This window comes from Streptomyces sp. NPDC059828 (assembly GCF_042731955.1).
Lineage (GTDB): Bacteria > Actinomycetota > Actinomycetes > Streptomycetales > Streptomycetaceae > Streptomyces.
This window is the reverse complement of the sequence record NZ_JBHWIW010000031.1, coordinates 41006-64727: the sequence shown is the minus strand read 5'-3', so window position 1 is coordinate 64727 and position 23722 is coordinate 41006. Positions and strand designations below refer to the sequence as shown.

The window sequence follows — 23722 nt, the reverse complement described above, 5'->3', positions numbered from 1 at the left end:
GCCTCATCCGTCCGCGTTGAGCCGGTGCAGCACGGTGTTCAGCAAACCGCCGGCCTCCAGCCGGGCCCCTCCGTGCCTGAGGAACACGGCGTTCAGGAGCTGATCGGTGGCCAGCTCTCCCATGGCGCGCTGCGCCAGGAACGCCTGCACCAGATCCCCGGCGTCGGCGAGCGCCTCCGGGCCGAGGTGACCCGTGATGATCTCCCGCAGGCGCGCTTCGTCCGGGTCGTCGAGGTGCAACGGCACGCACCTGCGGCGGAACGCCGGAGGAAAGTCCCGCTCCCCGTTGCTGGTGATGACCACGACGGGGAACTCGCTGCACTGCACCATCCCCCTGACCACCCTCGCCCGCTGGTGCGGATCAGCGGTGAGGACATCGACGTCCGCCTGCTCTTCGGGCAGCCGGGAGAGCTCCGGGATCTCGAAGCTGCCTTCCTCGAACACGGTGAGAAGGTCGTTCGGCAGATCGACGTCACCCTTGTCGAGCTCGTCCACCAGCAGCACCCTTGGTCGCGACGCGGGGACCAGCGCCGTGCCCACCGGGCCCAGTCGGAGAAACGTACCGATGTCGGGCTGGGTCTTCTCCCCGTCCTCCAGGAGATTGCTCTCCTGGAGGCGGCCGATGGCGTCATAGCGGTACAGCGCGCCCTGGAGGGTGGAGCGGCTGTTGACGGACCAGCGCAGCACGGGGCCCAGCCCCAGCTCATGGGCGATCGCGGCCGCGAGTGACGACTTGCCGGTGCCCGGATGGCCGGTGACGAGCAGCGGCCGCCGCAGATGGAGGGCGGCGTTGACCACATCCGTCTCAGCACGGCCGATGACGTAGCGGGGCACTTCGGCACCCCGTGCGTCACTGCCGCGGGTGCCGGCGAAACTCCGCCAGGGCGGAGCCTCGGGGACCGGCGTGTCCCGTCGGTGCCCGTCTCCACGGAAGATCTGCCAGTCCGCGTTCTCGGGGTTGGCCGTGGTGGAGGCGTCCGCCTCGGGCTGGTGCGTCATCAAGAACTCTCTCCTCGGGAGCCGGACGGTTCGGTGAGCGACAGCACAGGCGGCAGGGGACGGTCCGCGTCCTCCAGCAGCACCGCGGGACGCAGGGTATGTGCCAGAGGAGCTCCGCAGACCCGAGCACGGTGGTCGCGTACGCGCCAAGGCAGCCCGTCCACATCCGCATCGGGCTGCACAGGGGCGAAATGACCGTCCGGAACCGGACCCGTGGCCTGCCGGTCCCACAGAATGACCGGATAGCCGAGCAGCAGCGCGGCCTGAACCAGACGGTTCCGGCCGGACGGGCCCGCCCTCACCACCGCGCGGGCCGCGCCCGTGTCCTGCTTGAGAGCCCCGTACGCGGCATGGCCCTCGCAATGGCTGTCATCGAGATAGACGACCGAAGTGTTGTGCCGCCCCGCCCAGCGGCGCTCCAGCTCTGCCCGCCGCTGCTCCTCACGCTCGGCGGACGCCAGCGGCGCACAGCGCAGCACCGCTGCGCGCTCCACGCCGAGCAGTGTGGGCAGAGGGTCCTCGTCGTCGGCGCCGTCCCAGGAGTCCACGGGCAGATGCAGGGAGTCCGCTCGCAACAGGATCTCCACGACCGGGGTTTCGTGGGTCATCGCGCGCAGGCGCGCCAGGGTTCGCTCGATCCGGCGGACCACCTGCTGCGGGGACAAGGGCTCACGGCATTGTTCGGCAGCCTGCACAAGCTCACCAGTGCCCGTGTCCGTCCACATCACGCAGCTGAAGCACTGCCCTTCGTCGCTTCCGACCGGTGTCTCCGCTTCCAGCTGCGCCACGACACGGGGCGGCTTTCCGGGTCGGCCGAGTCCGCCTGCCCAGTTCGCCGCATCCGCGCGCCGCTCGGCCAGCCCGCCGGCATGCACACCCAGTCTCCTGGCCACGCGATCACCCCAGTCGTGCAGCCGCGCCCGGTCCTCGGGCGCGGGCGTTGCCGCCGCGAGGAGCTCGGTGAAGCGAACGACCACGGGAACCAGCGGCAAGCCCCGGTCCACGAGGCTCATGCCCCCGGCATGCTCCTCGAAATGCTCGACACACGCCATGAGCTGATCGACCGCGCTCGCCCCATGGGGGGTGCCGGCCAGCGGCGGCAGCCACGTCCTCTCCAAGGGCAGCGCTGCTCGCACCGCGGCGATCATGTGTGCCACGGTCGGCCGGCGCGAAGTCTGCGAGAGCACCTCATGCAGGGTCGAGAACTCCAGCGGAGACAGCAGCCCCGGCATCCCCAGGGAGCGTGCCAGCGACAGCAGCTGATCGGCAGCCTCTCTGTCCCGCGGATGCACCACCTCCACCAGGGCGGCCATCGCCCGCCTCACCGTGAGCAGCGCATGCGCGAGGTGACCGTCCGTGGATCCGGGCTCCAGCCGGGCCTCCGGACACGCGGATGCGAGGTGATCGAGACACCGCGCCCGCAGGTCCGCTTCCGACAGCACGTGGCGCAGGACGAGGGTGACGTGGTCCCGCTCGGGTGACGGCGGCAAGGGCCGCCGGACCGGTAGTACCGTCCGCCGCTCCGAGCCGTCCAGAGACCGGATCTGCAGGCTCACGGGTGTCTGCAACGGTGCGCCCGTGGCGTGCAGTTCCTGGAATCGCTCGTCGACGTGCTCGGCCAGCAGGCCCAGGTCCGGCCGCAGGTCTACGGCGTGTGCCTCCAGCCAGTCGAGTGCCGTGCGGGAGAACACTCCGCCGCGCTGAGCGGCGTCGTTCTCCGCGACCTGGCCGGCACCGGCGGAGTACAGCAGGAACTGCTCGACGCGGCGCCGGGGAGCCGGGGGAAATGCGGCCACTGCGGGGCCCGCCTGCTGGTGGTGGTGCTCCAGGAACGTCGCACACGTGTCGAAGAGCAGAACCTGCTGGCCCAGGCCCGGTAAGTCCGCCCGGGCGAGGTGCTCACGCAGGTTGGTGATGCCGATGCAGCGCTTGTCGCTCAGGGAGGCGTCGGGACACAGCAGCAGGCGCCGGTCGTCGTGGTCCAGCACACCGTGACTGCCCCAGTAGACGTACAGCACATCGCCGGCGCACCCGTCGAGCCCGCTCGTGAAGGCGTCCATGAGCTCGTCCCGCGACCAGGTCGGACACCAGGTGAGCTCCGCGGCGTGAGCCTGCGCCTCCAGCATCCGCCGGCTCTCCTCGCCCGGCGCGACCAGAAGCCGGATGTTGGCACCCGGAACGCCGCCCTTGCGCAGCCACCGCGCGAAGCGCAGCGCGTCATGGGCAGCACCGGGCAGATCCCAGTCCGGCTGCCGGGGATACCGCTCGAGACCGACGACGACGGCGTGCACGCGGTCCGGGTCGACGATGTTCAGCCCATCCATGTGCCGATGGCGTCCCAGACTCTGCGGTTGGACCAGTAGGCACTGTGCGCGAACGGAAACGGCTGCCGGTTGTCGACTTCGTGATCAAAGGCGTGCTTGGGGAACACCTCGGCGGCGCGGAACGACAACAGGTCGCGTCGGTCGTACAGATTGAGCCAGCGCCTCGGGAAGTGATCGGGAGGCACCTGCGGGTGCTCGAGCGAGACCAGGGCCCCCGCTTCGTAGAAGAACGGCGCCTGTGAGCCGACGGTGACCAGCTGGTCGACCCGGTCCAGCTCCTCCTGCACCAGCAGATCGACGCAGGCCACACCGCCCAGACTGTGGGCGATCACGGTCACGGCATCGCCCGGAGCGTGCTCGACGGTGCGCTTGATCAGCTCGCGTAATCCCTGTCCGCGGGCCTGATAGCGCAGGATGTCCCCGACAGCGGGCAGCAGAAGGCCGTCGTTGAGCACACCCCGACGACGCCGGGCATGCCAGGTCAGCGCAAGCAACGCGGGCGTCGCCGCCGCCTTGGCCACGGACCCGGCGAGAGAGCGCCCCTGCGTGTGGAGATCGGCACTGAGCACGGACAGCAGAACGTCCCGCTCGACACCGTCCACGGAGTCCGCCCCGCGCTCCGCCGCCTCCGAAAGCGCCGTCGCCACCACGGCACGCGCGAACGCGTGCCGGTGCTCGTAGCCGCCGTCGCCTGCCGTGGCCACCGCATCACGCAGCTCCGGAGAATCGGCCACGGTCCGCACGGCACCCTCGAGGAGACCGTCAAGCCCACGCTTCGCGAAAGCGTCCCGCACCTCGGGGGAGGGGGCGTAGGACGTCAGCTCGGCATGCAGCTTCTGAGCCGGGCTCTGCGCCCGCCCCATCCCCGACGCGACCGGTGGGCGAAGTCCAAGAAGCCGCAGCTCATAGCCGGGGTCGAGATAGAGCACGCCCCACACGGCCACGTCCGCGTCCTCCTGCCGCCCCCCACCGGTGCGGGCATAGCCCGGGATGCTGACACCGTCGAGAGCCAGACCCGCTCCGGCGTCACGCCCCCAGAAGCACCCCCGCACGTCGGCCTCGGGCCGCAGTCTGAGCAGAGCGGCCCGCACCGTTCCGAAGGTGTCGCCGTACGACTCCTCCCGCACGCCGGTGCCGTGCACGAAAACCACTGACCGCTGCACGTTTCCCCAACTCCCGGACATCGCATGGACGGTGGCATGGCGCGCCCCGACTTCGATGCTAGTGCGGCCGAGCGCCCCGAGCCTGCCGTTCCGCCCAATCCGGCTTGCCCGCCACCCTGGATGCGCGCCGTGCGGGACCTCCGCAGCGGTGTGCGCGCCAAGGCCGTTCTCGTTGGCGACGTGGGGAGTCCTGATGGCCTCTCCGCCAGGTTGTGCCCACACTGCCACGCCAGGCCGTGCTGCCTCCGCAGCGCAACCACTGGTGCTGGTGGACTGGTTCGGACAGGCTGCGGCACATGAACTGGATGCCTCTGCTCTCCACCCTGGCCGGTGCCGTCATCGGCATCTCCGCCACGCTCATCGCGGATCGCAATCGGTGGCGTCGGGAGGAAGCCAGGCACGCGCTGGAGGTACGACGCGAGGTGTACAGCGAGTTCGTCTCCGCCCTCAAAACCGCAGGAGAAGAGATACGCGCCGTCGCCTTGGGTGATCACATGTCCGACTCGGCGCGTGATGCCGCCGTGCGGGAAGCTTTCCGTGGCACCGGGATCTACACAGCAAGTGAGCGCCTCTGGCTCGTGGGCCCGCCCCAGGTCGTGTCGGCAGCGAATGAGGCGTTTCACAGCTGGCGCGCCATACGTGATGCCTACGCCCACGGGCTGACTGTCGGATCCGCCGAGGAAGCACCCCTGATAGCGCAGCGGCGCACGACCATGGCTCGAATGCGTCATCTCATGCGTGAGGATCTAGGCGTCGGGCCCCTCGAGATTGAGTGAAAACCGCTGGGGTCGCGGGGCAGCCGAGTAGCCAAGATGCCTCGGCACCGTGATCACGCCGCCCACGATGAGATCACCTCATCGTTGGTCGGCAGTTCAAACGAAAGGCCCTATTCGTCGAGTTCCGTGAAGAGCGTCAGCTGAAGAGCCCCCGGCGCATCGAGGCGGGAGTTCAGCGAGTTCCAGGGGGTGCGCGTCGGCTCGGCGACCACCTGGGCTCCGGCGGCGGCCAGCTTCGCCGTGGTCGCGACGGAGTCGTCGACCTGGAAGGCGACCCGGACGTGACCGGCCACTCGCCGCCCGACCTCGACGTCGTCGATGAAGGCGGCGTGGGGTGGATCGGCCAGCTCCAAGGTGGCCCGGCCGGCGTCGAGGATGGTGACCCGCCCATCGGCGGAGGCGAAGGCACCCCGTTCGGTCAGACCGAGAACGTCGCGGTAGAAGTGCAACGCGGCATCGTAGTCGGCTGCCGTGACCACCAGGCGGAGTTCGCGGACGGCGGGTTCGTCGGACATATCGGCTCCTTGAAGACCTCGAGTACCGATTCGTCAACCTGGTGCCCGGCCGGATGATTCCCCCTGCCGGGGGTGCCGGGAAGGCCGGTCCAATAGGACAGCCGGTCCAAAAGGAAGGCCGGTAAGGGGGAAGGCCGGTGCCGACATTCCTGCCTCTTCGGTGGCACCGCGCTCCGAGTCATGGCTGACCACTCCGTGCCCTTGCCGGGCTTGCTCCCTCGGGCAGTTCGCCCTCCGCAGCTTCCCACCACCCGGTCCCTGACCATGCGCGCCCGTATGTGCCTGCCCGGCCGCGGATCCTGGCGGGCCGATCGGCGTGTGAACCGACTCCGGCCGTCACACTGGCCGTGACGAGAACCGCATCGACGACAGGACGGCAAGAGCACATGGCGACAACAGGCCGGGTGGGACATCCGCTCCCGTATGACGTGTACCGCCAGGCGATCGAGCGGGAGACGCTGCGGTTCGCCGAGGTGGTCAGGGACGTGGACCCTGGGACGGCGGTGCCTTCCTGCCCCGCCTGGACACTGGCCGACCTCATGCGGCACGTGGGGACGCTCCAGCGCTGGTTCAGCGCGTTGCTGACCGCGCGCGTGCGGGAGCGACCGAGCAGCCGGAACGTGGACCCCGGGCCTGACGACGCGCGGGAGCGTGCCGACTGGGTGGCGGCAGGCGTGCCCGCCGTAGCGGCGGTGCTGCGGGACACGGATCCCGGAACGCCCATGTGGGCCTGGGGTGAAGACCAGTACGCGCGGTTCTGGGCCCGGCGCATGCTGTTCGAGACACTGGTGCACCGAGTGGACGCGGAACGCGCTGTCGGTCGGCGGTCAGGGGTCGATCCCGTGCTGGCCGCGGATGGCGTGGACGAGTTCCTCGTCAATCTGCCCCACGCGGGCTCCTTCGCCCCGGCCGTGACCGAACTGCGCGGCAGCGGCGAGACCATCGCCTTCCGGTGCGCCGACCCCGGCGACGGCGAGTGGCGGGTGCGGTTGGATCCCGATGGGCTGCGCCCTTTGACACCGACGGACGCCGACCGAGCCGGCCGGCCCGAATCGCAGGCTGCGGTGCGTGCATCCGCGGCCGACCTCCTGCTGCTCCTTTACGGGCGGCGGCAGTACCACGAGGACGGATACGAGGTGACGGGAGACACCGTGCTTCTCGATCGCTGGTTCGCCCACACGGCGTTCTGAACCCGAGTTCCGAGGCGGGTAGGTCGGATCGTTCAGTCGGGGCGGTGCGGTGATGGTCATCGCCCTGTCCCGCGAAATCTCAGACCCCGACGGAAGGATAGGTCTCCGTGTAGCTGTCGCCGCCGGCGCCGTAGTAGGTGCAGGTGCGCGCGTCCAGGTCGACGTCGTACCAGAGGATGCCGGCTTTCCAGCAGCCCTGAACGAACTCGGGGAACGCGGTCTCGCCGGCTTGGTCGGCGCGCAGTGCCGCGATGAGCGCCGCACGGTCGAACGGCGGCACGTCGACTGCGCCGGTGACCAGCGGCTCACCCGGAACGGCCACGGGACCCGTGTCGGTGAGGTAGAGCATCGCGTTGGACGGCACGGCCATCCGGCAGCGCGTGACCCCGGCCTGGCGCAGTGTCTCGGCGAGATAGGGGAAGCCGCCGACGGCCGGGCGGATGGCGGCCGCACGCGCGAGGGCGGCCTTCAGGTTGGTTGTCGCCGTGCTCATAAGGGGTCTCCGTCGTGGGTGGGTGCCGAGGGCCGGCGTGGGTCCGTCCGGACGCTATAATGACAACATATTCACGTAGTGACATCATGTTGTCAATTTGGAGGATTGAATGTCCGACGAGATGGCCCTGCTTGTCGCAGATGTGTATGAGGCGGCGGGCGCACTGCGCCGGTCCGGCGAAGCGATCGCCGCATCCCAGGGGCAGACACAGGCCCGGTGGCAACTCCTCAGCGTCGCATCCGGTACCCCGCTCTCCGTGGCACAGGCGGCCCGCCGGCTGGGGGTTGCCCGTCAGGGCGTGCAGCGCATCGCCAACGACCTCGTGAGCGAGGGCCTGGCTGCCTTCGGGACCAATCCTGACCACCGGAGCTCACCGCTTCTGGAGCTCACCTCCGCCGGGCGCCAGGTCCTGAGTGAGATCACAGCCCGCGCCACCGAGGTCCACCGCCTGCTGGCCGTGGACCTTCCGGTCAGTGAGATCACCAGCGCCCGGGACTTGCTCCGCCGCCTCATCGACCAGGTGCGCCGGCATCAGGACGGTCCGGCCCACCCGAGGGCGTAGGGATCCATCACGCGCTCGACGGCCCCAACGAGTCGACCGGCGTCGCCTGCGCATGGACGCCGCCCCCGTGTCCGGATGAGAAGGGACGGATACGAGCGCTGAGGTCCGCTGCCCGGCATACCGGCGTCCGGCTCGAAGCAGAACCGGACGGCTGCCTCGTCCAGAAGCAGCGAACCCAGTGCATCAGCGGTTTGCCGCGTCGAAGGGCTCGCCGTGCCAGCGCCAGCCGGCGGTGCCGTCGTCGTGGATGTGCAGCATGAACTCAGCGACAGGGCTGCCGTCGGGAAACGTCATGGTGAGCGCACTGCGGATCCGGGTGGAGCAGGCATCGGCCCGCTCCCAGTCCTCCACGCCGAGGGCCCGCTCCTGTTCTGCGAAGACAGGACGCCACTCTTCGAATCCAGGAAGCGTCTCGACCTCGGCATGGGTCCACGGCATGTCGGCGCCGGTCACGGTCAACCGGGCAACTACCTGGTCGCCGTGGTGCAGTCGCCACATGCGACCGGTGGTCAGGTTCTGATTGGCCATGGCTTCATGATGACGATCACCACTGACAGGCACGGCGCGGGTCGTGGCGCCGAGCCCCTTCAGCCCGCCATCGTCGAGCGACGGAACCGGACGACGAAGCCGGGTCGGGAAGTATCGGTCGGGTATTGGGTATGTCGTCGTGGTCGAGTCGGTCAGTGGGCGCGCACCGCCGTGATGGTGAATCGTTCGACATCGGAGACGTGGCCACCGGTGGAGGCGACAACTGTGAGCACGGGGTCCCGGGCGCCCTGGAACGGCACTGTCACGCGCCAGGGCTGCTTGTCGCCGCCCGCCGACGTGCAGCACGGTGAGGTGCCGAGCGGCGCGGTCGACGACGGCTGGCGCACCTGCACGCGGATGCTCTCGTCGACTCCGGTGATCCGCCCGCCCGTCTCCAACGGCGAGCGCGCGAGCGATCCGTACGCGGGTGTGGTGAGGGAGAACGTCGTGTCGTCGGTGCCCACGACCTCCCATGGGGCATTCGGGCCGCCGCCGAACCGCACGAGATGGATCACCGCCGCGGTACCGCCTTCACTCCCCGTTGGTGCGACGCCGATGCGGGCGTGCCGACCGCTCACGGCGCGCGAGGTGATCCGGTCGATTCCCGTGAAGTCCAGGTAGTCACGGGTGAAGGACAGTGCGGTCCCGGCCGGGTCGAGATGCCAGGGCTGGTGGCCGCCCGAGCGGTAGGCACGCTCCCACGCCTGGGCTTGGGCGAGCGTGGTGAACGGCCACACGGGCTGGAGGCTCCAGGAGCCCAGTGGGGGTGTGCCGCTGGCACTGGGCGTGCCCGACGGGGCCTGCGTGCCCGATGGGGTGACCTGCGGCGTGGGCGTGGGCGGCGCTGTGCCCGTCGGTTCTGGCGTTGCCGGTGCCGATGCGGCGGGCGACGATCCTGATGTCCGCGTGGACCCGCCGGAACCGCTGCAGGAGGTGAGCATCAGACCGGCCAGGGTGGCTGCGGCGAGAAGACGGAACGGGAGCTGGATGTTCATGGGTGCCCCAGGAGAGGTGAAACCGACCACTGATCGGTCTGTCCGGCCATCGTCCCACCAGCCCGGCCCGTGTCACAGAGGCTGCGTCATGGTTCGCCGGATCAGCTGCACACCCGATCGGGCGTGCGAGCACGTGGCCTCGCCGCCCCCGGCTCGCAAAGTAGCCGGGGCAGGCCTCCAGGGATCTCGTCCGGGCGAATGCGTACTCGGCCGGGCGCGGTGGCGGGAAGTGCGGACATCCGCAAGTCGGCGACCAGGTCACAAGGAACGACCCGTTCCGCGGCGCTGGGTCCTGCCTGGACACCTGGGGGATACCGCCGAACGCCACCGGGCCGCCACCGACCAGGCCGGGGGAGCACCCGTTTCGGCCAGCCCGACCGAGTGGAACCACTTCGTCCGTTATGTGCCCGGCCGCGCCGTCGACGGCACTTGGGACACCCGCCGATCCGGCGACGGGAGCGACGACCAGTGGCTCCGGACCGCCCTCCGGTCCACCGCCGGGACGGCTACATCGCCCTCGACAGGGAGCGGGCGCTCGCCGATTCGTACCGCGGCGGACTCTCCGCTCGGCCACCGCACCTGGCAAACCGTCTGATCCACGACGCTCGGTCGCGACGGACAGGACCCCCACCGCTTCCACGGCATACGCGCCGCCACGTCCGCGTCCACGGACGTGAGCGGGGCACCGGGCCGGGACGCTCGCTCCATGACGCCAACGTCCACGGCGACTGATCGCCCGGCCGGACCGGGATCCCACCCGTCCCAGGGATGTCCGTGCGCCCCGTTGGCACCACACGACTGTGGCCGGATTCGTCATCTGACGGGTGTTCGAACACGGTGATACTCAGGGCTGGGCAATCCGCCCGAACCCCTACGTCCGGAGGACATCCATGCCCCAGTCCAGTGTGCACATCGCAGCCGTGCTCGACGCGTGGCTGACCGGTGCCGACACCGCGTACGGCCTGTCGAACCCGGCCGGACCGCTCTACGTCGGCGGCGCCGCCGCCGAGGCCGCACTCACCGACCCGAGTGACTCCCTCTACGGCTTCTGTTCCAGCCCGAGCGGCTCGCGCGGCAGCTGGTGCTGCTGACACCGTGATCACGGGGAACCGCGCGCTCATCGGCGCGGTTCCCTCGCTATGTCCAGGCGCCCGCGGGGCGCACGCGCGGCGGAGAGGGAGACGGCGGACGGTGAGCGGATCGATGACGGAGAAGCCGGAAGAACCGACGGCGAAGGAACCGGAATCCCGGGACGGGATCGAGTGGTTCGACCCGCCCGTACGGTCCATCGCCCGGCCCTGGCGGGAGGAACTGGCCCGGCGGCTCGCCACCGTGGGCACGCTGGACCCTGATGAGCGGAACACGCTCCTGGAAGCCGGCCACACCGCCCTGCTGAGGTCCCTGCACGCGAAACTGTCCCGGCTCTTCCTCATCGAACTGCACGCCCTGCGCATGACCGCGGGCAAGAGCCCCACCGCCGAGGGGACCTCGCGGACCTGGGCCGAGTTCATCGAGCAGGCGGGCGAGGACGGCTATCTCGAGTGGCTGGCCGTCGAGCGGTACCCGACCCTCGCCCGGCGCGTCACCTCGGTGGCACAGTTGTCGGTCGCGGCCACCACCACCTTCGCCGAACGGCTCGCCGCGGACCGCGAACTGCTCACGACACTACTGGGAGCGGCACCCGGCCGACTGCAGGCCGTCGCCTTCGGCGAGGGCGACAGCCACCGGGGCGGCCAGTCGGTCAGCCGCGCCGAATTCACCAGCGGGACCGTCATGTACAAACCCCGCCCGTCCCAGGCCGACATCGCGCTCGGCGAGCTGCTGGACGACATCTACGCGGACTTCCCCGCCTCCCCGACACCGCACGAACGCATCCGGGTGCCGCGGATTCTGGCCCGCGACGGCTACGGCTGGGCCGAGTTCGTCGCCCACCGCTACTGCGCCGACGACGCCGAACTCGCCGTGTTCTACCGCAACATCGGCCACTGGCTGGCCGTGCTCCGCCTCACCGGCGGCACCGACATGCACGCCGAGAACATGATCGCGGCCGGGCCGGTACCGGTCATCGTGGACGCCGAGACACTCTTCGACGCCCCTGCCCCGTTCCCGCCCAGCGGCCAGGGCGACGCCGTGGACGTGGCCGCGGCCGCCATCCGGCGCACCGTGCTGCGCACCGGACTGCTGCCCGTGCGCGGCACCGGATTCGCGCTCGGCGGGGTCGACATCTCCGGGATCGGCGCGCTCCCCGGCCAGCAGCCGCTCATCCCCAACCCGGTGATCGCCGACGGCGGCACCGGCGCGGCCAGCTTCCAGGTGGACCTCGTCGCGATGCCCATCGCGGGCAACCACCCCAGCCCCACCCCGGTACTCAGCACCTACTGGGACCGGATCCTGGCCGGCTTCCGCGAGATGACCGCGCATCTGCGCCGCCCCGGCACCGACCCGTACCGGCTGCTGCGCCGCTTCGAGGGTGCCCAGGCGCGGCGGATCCTGCGGCCCACTCAGGCGTACGTCGACATCGGCCGCATGCTGTGGCACCCGGCGTCCCTGCACAACGAGCCGGCCGCGGTCGAACGTGCCCGGGACATCCTGCGCCGCAACGCCGAAGTGCTGCCCGGCGCGCCCCGCGACCCGGCGACCATCGACGGGGAGGTCGCGGAGCTCCTGGCCGGAGACGTGCCGATGTTCGGCTTCACCGTGGACAAGGCCGCCGTACGTGCCACGGTCGAGGACTGGAGCTCCGCCGACCTGGCGTTCGAGGAGTCGGTGATCCAGGACGCGCTGGTCGGCGCCTACCTCAACGAACGCACCCTGCCGGGCCGGGTGCGAGCCCCTGCATGGGACCCGCATGCCCGGGACCGGGACCGGCGCCGCCGTGACCTGGCCGCGCAGATGGTACGGCGGCTGTGCGACGGCGCGGTGCGCGGCGAGGACGGCACCGTCACCTGGATCAGCCCCGTCTTCACCCCCGCCGGCTGGTCCATCAGAGTGCTGCCCGCCGATCTCTACACCGGGCAGGGCGGTGTGGCGCTGACCCTCGCCGAGTATCTGACCGAGGTGCGCGCCGGGCGGGCCGACGAGGTGCCCGGCGTCGCCGAGACCTACGAGGGCGCCCTGCGCGTGCTGATCAGCACCGAGAACCACACACCGGCACCGTCCGCCGGGGCGTTCAGCGGCGCCGCGTCACAGGTGTGGACGTGGATGGCCCTGCACCGCGTGCTCGGCGAACAACGGCTGCTGGAGCGGGCCACCGACCGGGCCCCGCTCCTCGTGGAGAGCCCTCTGGTCGAGAACGACGTCGAGGTGGACCTCCTCAACGGCGCGGCCGGCGGCATCGTCCCCCTGCTCGGCCTGGCCAAGGCGACCGGTCAGGACCGCTGGCTGGACGCCGCCGCACACATCGGCCGCCGACTCACCGGCCTGGCCACCGTCGACGCGAGCGGCGCCCGCTGGACGACCCGGCTCAACCCGGAGGGCATCGGAGGCTTCGCGCACGGCGCCACCGGCATCGGCTGGGCACTGGCCCGGCTCGCCCTCGACGGGGCCGGTTCCGCGGCCGACCGGCGCGACTGGATCCACATCGCCGAACTGGCCTTCGCCTACCAGGAGTCCCTGTACCGGCCGGAGCACGGAAACTGGCTGGACGTACGGATCGGTGCGGAGGAGGACTTCTTCACCAGTTGGTGTCACGGCAGCGCGGGCATCGGCATCGGCATGCTCGACCTCCACCGTCGTACCGGCGAAGCGGCCCACCTCGAGATGGCCCGCCGCGCCGCGCACGCCTGCGCCGCTGAGGGATTCGGCTGGAGCCACACCCTGTGCCACGGCGACCTTGGTTCCTGGGAGTTGCTCACCGCCCTGGACTTCGCCGACCGCGCCGGCCTGGACGCCGAGATCCTCACCGGCCTCGAACAGCGCGGCCCGGTCGGGGGCTTGGCCCGAGAGGCCTTTTCGCCCAGCCTGATGTCCGGCCTCGCGGGAGTCGTGCACACCCTGCTGCGGATGCACCCCGACTCCGGTCTGCCCAACCCGCTCCTGCTCGACTGAAGGCCTTGGGATCCGACCACGTCGACCTGCTCTGCCGCCGCAGACCGTGCTGTTGTGACAGCGGCGCCGTGTGTCACACTCCGCAGCATGACACATGATCACGCCGACGGGACGTTGCGTGTGGTCGGCGTGACACGGAGCTCAACGAGCGCTTGTCGCAAGGCCTGGACGAGATCAACTTCCCTGCCACGGGAACCACTGCGGCAGACCAGAGGAACCCTGGGTATCCCAGGCGGTGCTGAGGACGTCCACATGTTCAAGGACCTGGTGTAGGCCTCCGCTGGCCACCGGCGGCGCTGCCCGCAGCCGGGTGAACGACCACCAGCGCCGTTCACCGGCCAGCTCAGTCCCGCCGGCCGAGGGCACCGTCATGCCCGGCCATGCGCCATCAGTGCTGTGTGAGGCAACGTCAATGTGCGGTCGGGGCCGACGAACTCCGCGCTCAGCGACTCGAAGTGGTTTTTGATCTCCGCAATGACCGACGGGTCCTGGCTCGTCACCATCTGGCCGATCGTTGCCACTCCGGCGGCCGGTCCGCTCCACCATTCCTCGGTGGTTGTCCGGTGGTCCCAGGACAGGGTGCCGCAGATGACATCCATCAGGCCCGCGTCGCGCAGCAACGTGGCGAGGCCTTGTTCGGTGCGCGGAAAGTCGTCATCGGCCGCAAGAGCCGGCAGGTGAGCGGGACGCGTGACGCCCGCAGCCTGAACGGCCCTCCCCAACAGGGCCTGCCCCGCGGCCGCGGGAACCGTCCAGATGGTGACGGCTGTCCGCCCGCCCGGCCGCGTCACGCGGCGCAGTTCCCTCAGGGCTTCCCGGGGCTGTCCGACATGATTGAGGACGAAGTTGCCGACCACGGCGTCGAACTCATCGTCTGCGAACGGCAGACGGGGCAGAGCGGCAAGACGCACGTCGGCCGACGGGGCCGCCAGCGCTGCCCGTACGAGCATGCCGGGTTCGGCATCGACCGCCGTCACCTTCGCTCCCCGCTCACACGCAGCCGCGGCGGCAGTGCCCGTGCCCGTACCCACGTCGAGGACCCGCGTACCCTCCCGGACATCGGCAGCGTCGAGGAGCCCGGGCACGGGATACGCGCAGAGTCCGGCAAAGCTCGCAGCGTAGGCATCGGCCTGCCCCGCCCACGCACGTCGCTCGGACTCGTCAAACGCCGTCTGCACGACCCATCCCCTCCCCGACAACAACCACCCACCGAGACAGCAACACGGCAGGTCCTGACGCTAACGCATTCTCGAATCGGTGCTTCTTGGGGTGGGGGCGGGGCGAGTGAGGACATTCACCGTGGCGAGGACGCGGCTCGCGTCATACCGAAGCGAGTCCGTGAGGTCACCTGCGGTTGCCCGGAGGTCTGCCCGAGCAGCTCCTCTCGGGGCGCGCGTACTGCGGTAGAACGGGCGGCGTGCGGTGGGGCGGGGGACTCCGGTCCTGTTCGACCTCTGCCGCAGGAGCCCAAGGGAAGGGAGCAGGCCGGGTGCGCGCACGCGGGGACAAGAACGAGATGCACGGCTCGTATGCCGCGAGCAGGCCGGCCAGGCCCATCACCGCGGGGCCGCTTGCCGAGCTCCAGCGCATGGCCGGGAACGCGGCCGTGACACGCGCGCTGCGGACGGGCTCCTTGCCGCACTCCGCCGGACTCGGGCACACGGCCGCAGTCACTTCCGCGACCTGCCCCGTTCAGCGGGTCGCGGAAGCGGACGCCGGAGCCTCCGCCGCGGCGCCCGCCACCACCTACCGCCTGCAGATCCAGGTCTCCAAAGCCACCAACAGCTACGACCCCACCTACTGGGCGGGACGGTTCGGACACGCCTGGGTGGCTCTGTACACGACGGAGAACGGAGCGGAACGGGTCAAGACGTTCGGCTTCTTCCCGGCGGAAGACGTACGGGACGGCAATCCTCTCAGGACGGTGAAGGGATGCGTCTACAAGAACCTTGACAAGCCGGAGAAGGCGAGCAGCAAGTACACCGCCGATCTCACTCAGGACCAGTATCGCCAGGCGATGGCCTACATCGACGAGAACCACGATCACCCCTACAGCCTGACCAGGTACAACTGCACCAGTTTCGCCCGCGGCGTCTACGCGGCGGCCACGGGAGGAACGGCACCGAACCGGTTCGGCATCCCCCTGGACAACCCGAACCTCCTGCAGGACGGGATCAAGAAGAACAATCAGTCGGCCGGCAAACCCAGGAAGGGCGAGCACATCGACGCCCCTCTGGTGGACAGCAGCGCCGCCGAGTCGGACTCCGAGGAGATCGCTCCGCGCCCTCCTGAGGGCGGGCTCGTGGCGATTCCCGGGATGATGCTGCCGCAGGCGGCTCCCCGCGAGGACCGCCCCGTCATCGACTGAGCCTGCCGAGTGAACCGGGGCCGCCCATCTGCTCGCGGCGTGCTCGGTGTTCGAACCGAGACCCGTCACAACAAGGATCGCCGGGTCGGTCCGGGCCCTCCAGCGCACGAGGCGGCGGCGCCGTCCTAGGCGCCGACTTCGACGAGGTGCGGAGTTGTCCGGGCCTTGTCGCGGCTCGCTCCGCGATTCTCACCGTAAGGAGCAACCCCATCTCGCTTCTTGCGCTCCTACCTCCCGTGATGAAAGCAAGGAAAGCTGAGGCCCCGTGAACGGACTGCTCCGCGCCGCCCGGCAGTACCCGCGCCGTGCACCGCTCACCCTTGCCTATGTCTGCCTGCTCCTGGTCGGCCACGCCTGGGTCGCCCACGGGATGCCTGCCGAGCGGGCGGCCTCCCTGTTGGGCTTCCTCAGCACCAACCTGGAGAACCTTCAAGACCATCCGGTGGCCGCCCTGTTCGGCAGTGTGCTGTTCTTCGACGGTACGCTCACGGATGTCGCATCACCCGAGTTCGTGGGCACGTTGATCACCTTGGGCCTCGGTGTGTGCGGTTTCCTGGCCTGGGCGGAGCACCGGTGGGGCAGGCCACGCGCCGTGGCTGTGTTCCTTGGCGGACATATCGCGGCCACTCTGCTCACCGCTGTCGTCATCACCGTCGCACTGCGGCACGGCTGGTATCCGGCGGCCGTGCGTCAGGCCACGGACTACGGCGTCAGCTACGGCGCGCAGACCGTGATGGCGGCCGGCACACTGGCCCTGCCTCGCCGGGGCCGCCTCCTCTGGGCGTTCTTCGTGCTCGCCTGGCCCCTCGGCGGTGCCGAGTGGACAGGGCCGCTCCCTGACTTCACCACGGTGGGCCATCTCATCGCGGCGGCTCTGGGCTTCGGGATCGTGGCTGTCTCGGTGTTCGGTCGGCACCGGAGCCGGGTCGCCGAGCCGCCGGCTGTTCACGGCGCCGGGCCCAACAGAGGCAGCCTTCCGGAATCGGCGTCACCGGCAGTCGAAACAGCGCTCGAATCCAGCGGCAGCACCCCCGCGCCGTGATGGACGGTGACAACAGCCCCTGGAGCCGGGGAGACATCGCTTCCACGGCACCGAGCTGCTGACCCCTTGGGTCGAAGGGGCGCTCCGGTGGTCAGACGTGCGAGGTCCCCACAGGGTCGGTCTTCGGACGCTCCGGGACTGAAGACCGGGACCAGGACCGGGCCCGCACACCCGTCCGGAGCACACAATTCCTTCAAACTTTCCACATCTTATGATTACTTCTCGATATGCTCCGCGAGCATCATTGGTACCACTGAGGGGGGTTCCTCATGCGCGTCCGCCGCGCTCTGACCGCCGCATCGGCCGTGGCCTTCGTCGCCGCGCTCGGGCTTGCCGCCGCCCTTCCGGCGCAGGCCGCCGAGTACGCGTCAGCGCTGAAGATCAAGGGCGTCCAGTACGACGCCCCGGGCACGGACTCCAACAAGTGCTCGGGCGGGAACACCAAGAACGAGTACCTGACGATCAAGAACTACTCCCGGTCGAACGTGAACCTCAAGGGTTACGTCGTCAAGGACGCCGCCGGCAACACGTTCACCTTCCGGGCCAGCCATGTCCTGGAACCAGGCGACTACGTTCACCTGCGGGGCGGCAGGGGCACCGACTCCGATGCGGGAAACGTCGTGTACCGGCAGAACTGCAACTTCCTGTGGAACAACGACAAGGACACCATCTACTTCAACAAGCCCTCCGGTGCCCGTGCCGACGTCCACGCCTACACCAAGAAGGCCAACGACCGGGACGGCAACGGATACATCACCTACCACGGCTGACCCAGTCGGCGCCCGCCTGAACCGGGCCCAGAGGTGAAAGCGGTGAGTGGCTTCGCCGGCCCGGCAGGGGGCACTCACCGCACTCTCGGTTGATCTTCGGGGGTCCGGGAAACGCCGCGTCGTGCTCCACCGATTCGTGACGTGCGCGAAGCCGAAACCGGCACCGCTCCCGCCGACGTGTCTTCCTCAGCCTTCCGCCGACCACGCCGCGAGCTCGTCGCGTGCTGCGCGCAGCAGGTCGCCGGACGGCGCCGTCGCCCCGTTGGTGACCAGGGCGAAGTGCGGCCCCTCGGCGCCGCGAGCGGTGAGCAGGAGGCGCTGACTGCCCGTTCCGCCCGGTTCGGTTGCCACGGCGATCGGCGCGCCGTCGGCGTACCCGCCGGGCGAGTGCACGCTGCCGAGGTCGGAGACGACGGTGGTGCGCGACGGTGTGAACGAAGCGGGCAGATGCAGTTCCGTGGGTGCCGCGGACCCGTCCGAGTGCCACAGCAGAAGACCGTACTGACCGGTGCCGACGAGTTCGCGCGTCCGCGGCAGGTGTGGCGGTACGGGGTTCCAGGTGAGAGTGGTGGAGCCGTCGCGGGAGCGGTCCTCGTAGGTGAAGGCGACGGTGCGGCCGGCGGTGGCACTCGGGTAGAGACGGTCGAGGAGACGGCCGTCCTGACGCAGCATCGGGGTCCCGGAGTCGTCGGTACGCACCGCCGACAGGTCCTCGTCGTTCCAGGCGTCCGCCGCGGTGAGCACCTTGTCCGGGTTGCCGTTCATCCGCTCGTGGTGGCGTCCGTGGTAGATGTCCCACTGCCATTGGGTGCCCGACAGCACCGGCCCCGAGTCGCGGGGCCGTGACCACCATGCCGCGCCGGGAAGCCGCGAGTCGAGCGCCTGGTACATCGCCTTCATCACGGTCGGCGCCTTGTCGGAGACGGATCCGCTCAGCGGATGCCCGAACTCGCTGACGACCGCCGCCGTCCCCGCGGTGGCGGCCCGATCGCGGACGGTGCCGAAGTCGCCTGCGTACTGCCCGTCCTTCGCCTTGCCCCACATGAAGATGCCGGAGATCGCCTTCTGATCGTAGAAGTGGGTGTTGAAGACATAGCGGGGGCCGATCCGGCCGGCGTCGAGCAGACCGCCTTCCTGCCGCTGGAAGTCCAGGTTGGCGTTCCAGAAGAGATTCGGCTCGACGAACGCGGGCTTGTCCCGCCATCCCGCCGCGTCCATCCGGGCACGGAACCTTTCGTAGAACGGCCATAGCAGCTCGCGTTCCCAGGACCGGCTGTTCTGGCCGCTCTCGTACGCGCCCGCATGCGGCTCGTTGTACGGGTCGAACCCGACGACACCGGCGAACTCGGCTGTGGTCAGGTGGCCAGCGAGATACTCCATGGTGGTCTGCGCGGTGGACAGGAACGCGTCCTGGATGCCACCTCTGTTGTGCCAGAAGTCGTACGTCGCCTTCGTCACGGCCTGGTTCTGTGTGATGTTCTGGCCCCAGAAGAGACAGACCCCGCAGAACTCGGCAGGGTACCCCCCGGCGTCCACGACCCACTTGGGTGCTCCGTCACCGGTGTACCAACTGCCTTCGTTGAAGAGGTACCGGGAGAACAGATCCTGGTGGAAGTCCGGGTAGACGCGGATCCCGGCACGCAGGAAGGCCCGCATCTGCGCGGTCGCCGCAGCGAGATACGCGGTGTCGACCCGACCGCGCACGGGTTCGGCGTATGCCCAGGACAGCAGGAACCGCACGGAGTTGCCCCCGCCGACCGCCCGCAGCGCAGCCGCCGACTTCTCGGCATCGGCGACGGAGGCGAAGGGCAGCCCCCTGTTCTCCTCCAGCTTGGTCTCGCCGGACACGTTGTACCCGCGCAGGACGACCTCACGGCCCAGCCCGTCGACGAAGTGGCCGTCCCTGACCGTGAACGACGCTGCGGCGGCATCGTCGAACCACAGGGAGCCGGCCTGGGGTGCCGCGGAGGAAGGGGTGCCCGACCCGATGAGAGAGGTGGCCACGAGGACCAGCACACCCATGAGACGCACGCGCATCGTCGGCATGCTCTCACATTCCTGATGAACCGTCAGTTTGTCAATGGCGGCGCTCACCGGATCTCGGACCCCCCGTGCCGACTCTCGGTAGGTTCCGGCCATGGCCGTGCCTGGCCGTGCATGGCCGCGAGAGCACGAGGGGCGCGCGTGGCCAGGTGTCGCGTCTGCATGGCCGTGGGGCCCTGGGAGTCGTGCCGTCTTCCCAGGGCCCACAAAGCCGTCCCCCGGCGGGCGTTAGCTCGCGCGGTAGGTGTCGGTCAGGGTCTGGGCCGCCGTGACGGCTTCCAGCGCGTGCTGGAGCGCTCGCGTAAGTCCCTGTGGCTGTGTCGGCGTCGGTGCAGGCCCGGCCGCGACCACGGTCCTGAGGTAAAGGCGGACACCGTCTGCGGCAGCCGCGACGGACCCGGGAAGCTGCGCGAGCGCAGGCACCGGCATGCACGTGAGACTCGCCCAGCTCATCCGCAGCATGCCGACATCGGGGATGGCGGCGGCTGCGTCATGGTCGCCACGAAGGACGAGAAGTGCCTCTACTTCCCGAAGCTGGCCGCTGAGAGCGTCCAGGTCCACCAGCTTGCGGCGCATTCGCTGGTTGCGCCGGCCGACGTGCCAGCCCAGGACCGCGACGGCGACGGGGATCAGAGGGGTGAGCAAAGGCAAGGTGCCGGTAATCGCCACCACCCCATCGTGCGTGAATGCCAGCGACGCCTCGCACAGGGGGTTTCCCGCGCACGCGCTCGCCGTCAACTCGGAGGCAGTCCTGCTGAAATTGCTTGTCATGGCCCGGTCTCTCTGTCCTCGTGGCCCATTGGCAGGGCCGCTCGGAACGGCAGGGTTGCTGTCCACCAGCGTGTCCATCAGCTTCGCTCGACGTGATTGGACGAACGGAACGTGCAGGCCCATGTGGGGGCACTAGCCTTTTCCGGTGGGCGATGAAGCGGATGGCCGCCGTTGGACATGGCGTGACGTGTGGGGAGCGACGTGTGGGACGTGCGGAGGACTTCCTTCAGGAGCTGCAGCGGGTCGGCAACCTGAAAAGGAACCGACTCGCCGGACAGCCCGCTGACAATGCACTGGCAGACACGATCGGAGTGCAGCGGCAGACCGTCGGCAACTGGTTGAAGGGCTCGGTCTCTCCTTCGGACAGGCAAAAGCTGCTGAGTGTGATCGACGAGATCCGCGCCACGGCCAAGCGCCTGAGAATGCTTTCGGACCGGGTGGGGGACGAGTTCGGCGGGACGGTAGGCGAGCTGCTCGACAGGCACTGGTGGGACGCCCGGTACACGGGCGAGCTGGAACTGCGCAGTACAAGTGACGCCGTGAGCGCAGGAGTCCGTCGCCAGCAGGCAGAGGTTGCTTTGGCGACCGTGGCGCAGGTCCGCGTCTCCGCGCCAGTAGGCCGACTCATCGCCGAGTACGACGACCGGCTCGTCCTGGACGATCTCGAGGTGCACACTGCCGTCGACTCCGAAGGGGCAAACGACCGTCTCAGCCTTTTGCCACCCTACGTGCCACGAGATCCGGACGATCGGCTGCGCGCCGTCGTCACGGGCGCGGTCCGCGGCTACAGCAACATCGCCATCCTGATCGGTGGATCCTCCACCGGCAAGTCCCGGGCGGCCTGGGAAGCTGTCGCCGTCCTGCCTCCACATTGGCGGCTGTGGCATCCGATCGTGCCCGATCGGGCATCAGCACTCATCGAGGGTCTTGACCGGGTACTGCCATGCACCGTGATCTGGCTCAATGAGAGCCAGCAGTAGAGCTCGTTCGGTGGGCTCACCCGCTAGAGGCTTCCTCATCGAAGGTGAGAAGCAGGGAGCGCTGGTTCCTCCGGCCCGGCGGGTCGCGTACGGGGTGGAGTGACGTGTCACGAAAACGCACTTCTGACAGCCCCCCGGTGTCAGCGGGGGGCCGGTCGTCCGTCTGTGCGAACCGGGCCGGCTCTACGCGTAGCAGCCGTTGACAGTGGCCGCGAGGTCGTCCATGGCGTCCTTGATGGAGTTCTGGTCTGCCGTGGCGCCGTTCTCGATGAAGGAGAACACCTTCCACTTGCCGTCCTTGCCCTGGGTCAGACCGCTGAGCGCGATAGCGCCGGTGAGAGTGCCCGTCTTCGCGTGTACCTTGCCCACCGCGCACTTGGAGTTCTCGCCGTCGAAGCGGCCGTACTCCGAGCCGAGCGTGCTCCCGGTCTCGCCGGAGACGGGCAGACCCTCGAGCATGGAGCCGAGGGTGTGCGCGTAGCGGGGCTGCGTCAGCAGGTCGAGGATCTGCGCGAGGGTGGCGGCCGGGATGCGGTCCTTCCGGGACAGGCCGCTGCCGTCGTGGAGCTCGAAGTTGTCGAGCGAGACGCCGTACACTCCGCTCAGCACCTGGCGCAGGACCTCGGTGCCGCCCTCGAAGGTGGCGGGGCGGCCGGCGCCCAGCGCGGTCATCCGCAGAAGGCTCTCGGCGATGTTGTTGTCGCTGCGCTTGAGCATTGACTTGACGATGTCCGACAGCGGCGCCGACTTGTGCCGGGCCACCGGCACGTCCTGCGCACCCGCGGTGGAGCGTGTGACGTCGCCGGTGACGGTGACGCCCCCTGCGGCGAGTTGCTTGGCGAAGGCCTGCCCGGCATCGATGGAGGTGTCCTGGACGGCGTGCTTGTCAACGACCAGCGCGCGGACCGGGGCGACGGTGTCGGGGTAGTAGCCGTTGTTCCAGCCGTCGGCCAGCGTGGGCTCGGGGAACAGGCTGTCGTCGACGGCGACCTTCACGGTGGTCAGACCGGCGGCCTTGAGCCCGGCGACCGCGGCTTTCGCCAAGTCGGTGAGGTCGGCGGTGGTCAGGGTACGGTCACCGCCTCCGACGAGGGTCAGGGTGCCGTCGCCGTAGACGACCTTGGTGGTGAACCGGTGGTCAGGGCCGAGCACGGTCAGGGCGGCGGCCGACGTGGCGAGCTTGGCGTTGGACGCCGGCATCAGCGCGGTCGAGGCGTTGTGGCCCCAGATGGTCGTGTCGGAGTCCGCGTCGATGACCACGCCGCTCACGTTGGAGCCGAGTCGCGTGTCCTGTACGCGAGTCTCCAGATTCGCGGCGATCTGCTGGTCGTCGGGGTCCGGGAGGTCGCTCTTGGCCGTTGCACCGACACCCTTGTCGGCAGCGAAGGCGTTCGGTCCCGCCAGGGCGGCGGAAGCCACGGGCACGGCCATGGCGAGGACGAGAGCCCTCTGCAGACCGGTTCCCGTGCCGCTCCGTCTGGGCTTGCGATGCCGGCGTCGGCCACCCGGAAGGAAGGCGTTCTCGGGTGTCTCGACAGCTATTTCATTCATGGGGGGTTCAAGGCTTTCAGGAGTGGGGTCCCTATGACGGAAAACAAGCGCACGTTATCAGCCGTCACACAAGCAATCAGCCCAAGATCGTCATTCTGGCCGATACGGGCAAAGGCTGTGCACGAAAGGTCATGTGACCGGGTGTCCGGCTGGACATCGGGTGCCCGGCACGCATGGTGTGGTGAACCGCGGTGGGAAAGTCCGGTGACGCATCTCGGTTCGGTGGAAAGGGAGTTCAAGGGCTGTTAACGAGTTGCCTTAAATCCGGCTCGTGAAGTGGTGAGGGGCCCGTGGGCTGCATCTGCCCTTCACCTTGCCCACCAGTCGGTCAACGCGGCGATCGGCCACGGCTCGTGTGTCCGTTCGAGCGGGCAACCGCGGCGCAGCCGCCGCAGACACGTGGGCGCGTACGTGTCGCCTCGGGCCCACAGCTCGGCCCCTTCAAGACGCCCGCACCAGGTCATGCGCTTCACACCACCGGGCGTACCAACGACGGCCATCCTTCCGGATCGACCGGCTGCCGCCGCGTGACAAGAAGCGCTGTACGGCAGAGGTAGCCGGTCCCCGGGCGTCCCGCCGCGGGGACCGGCTAATGATCCGGTGCC

General features: G+C 69.5%; 20 protein-coding genes. 9 read left to right on the top strand and 11 right to left on the bottom strand.

Annotated elements, in window-relative coordinates; all coding sequences use genetic code 11:
• Positions 1–3: 3 nt before the first annotated feature.
• Genes ACFV6V_RS19710 through ACFV6V_RS19700 form a run of 3 tightly spaced genes read right to left on the bottom strand, consistent with a single transcriptional unit; the run spans position 4 to position 4486 of the window.
• Positions 4–999, bottom strand: coding sequence for an AAA family ATPase (locus ACFV6V_RS19710; protein WP_385566526.1), 996 nt, complete (start codon positions 997–999; stop codon positions 4–6).
• Positions 999–3323: a hypothetical protein gene (locus ACFV6V_RS19705; RefSeq protein ID WP_385566524.1), complete on the bottom strand. Its 2325-nt coding sequence runs from the start codon at positions 3321–3323 to the stop codon at positions 999–1001. Before ACFV6V_RS19705 ends, ACFV6V_RS19710 begins: the two co-directional genes overlap by 1 nt.
• Positions 3311–4486 (bottom strand): hypothetical protein, encoded by a 1176-nt coding sequence (locus ACFV6V_RS19700; protein ID WP_385566521.1) that lies wholly within the window; start codon positions 4484–4486, stop codon positions 3311–3313. The genes ACFV6V_RS19705 and ACFV6V_RS19700 overlap by 13 nt, the downstream gene beginning before the upstream one ends.
• Before the next feature lie 296 nt (positions 4487–4782).
• On the opposite strand from ACFV6V_RS19700, the gene ACFV6V_RS19695 reads away from it, so the two are divergent.
• Positions 4783–5262 (top strand): hypothetical protein, encoded by a 480-nt coding sequence (locus tag ACFV6V_RS19695; protein ID WP_385566519.1) that lies wholly within the window; start codon positions 4783–4785, stop codon positions 5260–5262.
• A gap of 110 nt (positions 5263–5372) precedes the next feature.
• On the opposite strand, the gene ACFV6V_RS19690 is transcribed toward ACFV6V_RS19695, so the two are convergent.
• Positions 5373–5777: a VOC family protein gene (locus tag ACFV6V_RS19690; RefSeq protein ID WP_385566516.1), complete on the bottom strand. Its 405-nt coding sequence runs from the start codon at positions 5775–5777 to the stop codon at positions 5373–5375.
• Between the two features lie 386 nt (positions 5778–6163).
• Between ACFV6V_RS19690 and ACFV6V_RS19685 the strand changes: the two genes are divergently transcribed.
• A complete protein-coding gene (locus ACFV6V_RS19685) occupies positions 6164–6967 on the top strand; it encodes a maleylpyruvate isomerase family mycothiol-dependent enzyme (protein WP_385566514.1) in 804 nt (267 codons plus the stop codon).
• Positions 6968–7046: 79 nt separating this feature from the next.
• Here the strand turns inward: ACFV6V_RS19685 and ACFV6V_RS19680 are convergent, their stop codons facing one another.
• Positions 7047–7460 (bottom strand): DUF1398 family protein, encoded by a 414-nt coding sequence (locus tag ACFV6V_RS19680; protein ID WP_385566511.1) that lies wholly within the window; start codon positions 7458–7460, stop codon positions 7047–7049.
• 109 nt (positions 7461–7569) lie between these two features.
• Here ACFV6V_RS19680 and ACFV6V_RS19675 point away from each other — a divergent pair, with 109 nt between their 5' ends.
• Complete coding sequence (locus ACFV6V_RS19675; protein ID WP_385566509.1) at positions 7570–8022, top strand: MarR family winged helix-turn-helix transcriptional regulator; 453 nt, start codon at positions 7570–7572, stop codon at positions 8020–8022.
• A 183-nt stretch (positions 8023–8205) separates the two neighbouring features.
• Here ACFV6V_RS19675 and ACFV6V_RS19670 read toward each other — a convergent pair whose 3' ends face one another.
• Positions 8206–8550 carry a hypothetical protein gene (locus tag ACFV6V_RS19670; protein WP_385566506.1) on the bottom strand — a complete coding sequence of 115 codons (345 nt, stop codon included), beginning with the start codon at positions 8548–8550 and terminating at the stop codon, positions 8206–8208.
• 152 nt (positions 8551–8702) lie between these two features.
• On the bottom strand, positions 8703–9545 hold the full coding sequence (locus ACFV6V_RS19665) for a hypothetical protein (protein WP_385566504.1): 843 nt from the start codon (positions 9543–9545) through the stop codon (positions 8703–8705).
• 890 nt (positions 9546–10435) lie between these two features.
• Here ACFV6V_RS19665 and ACFV6V_RS19660 point away from each other — a divergent pair.
• Positions 10436–10636, top strand: coding sequence for a DUF6229 family protein (locus tag ACFV6V_RS19660; RefSeq protein WP_361289350.1), 201 nt, complete (start codon positions 10436–10438; stop codon positions 10634–10636).
• A gap of 100 nt (positions 10637–10736) precedes the next feature.
• Positions 10737–13592: a type 2 lanthipeptide synthetase LanM family protein gene (locus ACFV6V_RS19655; protein ID WP_385566501.1), complete on the top strand. Its 2856-nt coding sequence runs from the start codon at positions 10737–10739 to the stop codon at positions 13590–13592.
• A gap of 368 nt (positions 13593–13960) precedes the next feature.
• Here the strand turns inward: ACFV6V_RS19655 and ACFV6V_RS19650 are convergent, their stop codons facing one another.
• Positions 13961–14791 (bottom strand): class I SAM-dependent methyltransferase, encoded by an 831-nt coding sequence (locus tag ACFV6V_RS19650; protein WP_385566568.1) that lies wholly within the window; start codon positions 14789–14791, stop codon positions 13961–13963.
• A gap of 290 nt (positions 14792–15081) precedes the next feature.
• Here ACFV6V_RS19650 and ACFV6V_RS19645 point away from each other — a divergent pair, with 290 nt between their 5' ends.
• The 3 genes from ACFV6V_RS19645 (at position 15082) to ACFV6V_RS19635 (ending at position 17772) form a co-directional block, all read left to right on the top strand.
• A complete protein-coding gene (locus ACFV6V_RS19645; protein ID WP_385566498.1) occupies positions 15082–15960 on the top strand; it encodes a hypothetical protein in 879 nt (292 codons plus the stop codon).
• 265 nt (positions 15961–16225) lie between these two features.
• On the top strand, positions 16226–17002 hold the full coding sequence (locus ACFV6V_RS19640) for a rhomboid-like protein (protein WP_385566496.1): 777 nt from the start codon (positions 16226–16228) through the stop codon (positions 17000–17002).
• A gap of 269 nt (positions 17003–17271) precedes the next feature.
• Entirely contained in the window at positions 17272–17772 is a 501-nt protein-coding gene (locus ACFV6V_RS19635; RefSeq protein WP_385566493.1) for a lamin tail domain-containing protein, read from the top strand.
• A gap of 186 nt (positions 17773–17958) precedes the next feature.
• On the opposite strand, the gene ACFV6V_RS19630 is transcribed toward ACFV6V_RS19635, so the two are convergent.
• Both ACFV6V_RS19630 and ACFV6V_RS19625 read right to left on the bottom strand, forming a co-directional pair.
• On the bottom strand, positions 17959–19818 hold the full coding sequence (locus ACFV6V_RS19630) for a cellulase family glycosylhydrolase (protein ID WP_385566491.1): 1860 nt from the start codon (positions 19816–19818) through the stop codon (positions 17959–17961).
• A 225-nt stretch (positions 19819–20043) separates the two neighbouring features.
• Positions 20044–20484, bottom strand: coding sequence for a hypothetical protein (locus tag ACFV6V_RS19625; protein WP_385566488.1), 441 nt, complete (start codon positions 20482–20484; stop codon positions 20044–20046).
• A 305-nt stretch (positions 20485–20789) separates the two neighbouring features.
• Between ACFV6V_RS19625 and ACFV6V_RS19620 the strand changes: the two genes are divergently transcribed.
• The gene (locus ACFV6V_RS19620; RefSeq protein WP_385566486.1) at positions 20790–21566 is read left to right on the top strand and encodes a hypothetical protein; all 777 of its coding nucleotides are present in this window, start codon (positions 20790–20792) and stop codon (positions 21564–21566) included.
• A 183-nt stretch (positions 21567–21749) separates the two neighbouring features.
• Here ACFV6V_RS19620 and dacB read toward each other — a convergent pair whose 3' ends face one another.
• Positions 21750–23117, bottom strand: a complete 1368-nt coding sequence (dacB, locus tag ACFV6V_RS19615; protein ID WP_385566484.1) for a D-alanyl-D-alanine carboxypeptidase/D-alanyl-D-alanine-endopeptidase — start codon at positions 23115–23117, stop codon at positions 21750–21752.
• Positions 23118–23722 lie beyond the last annotated feature (605 nt).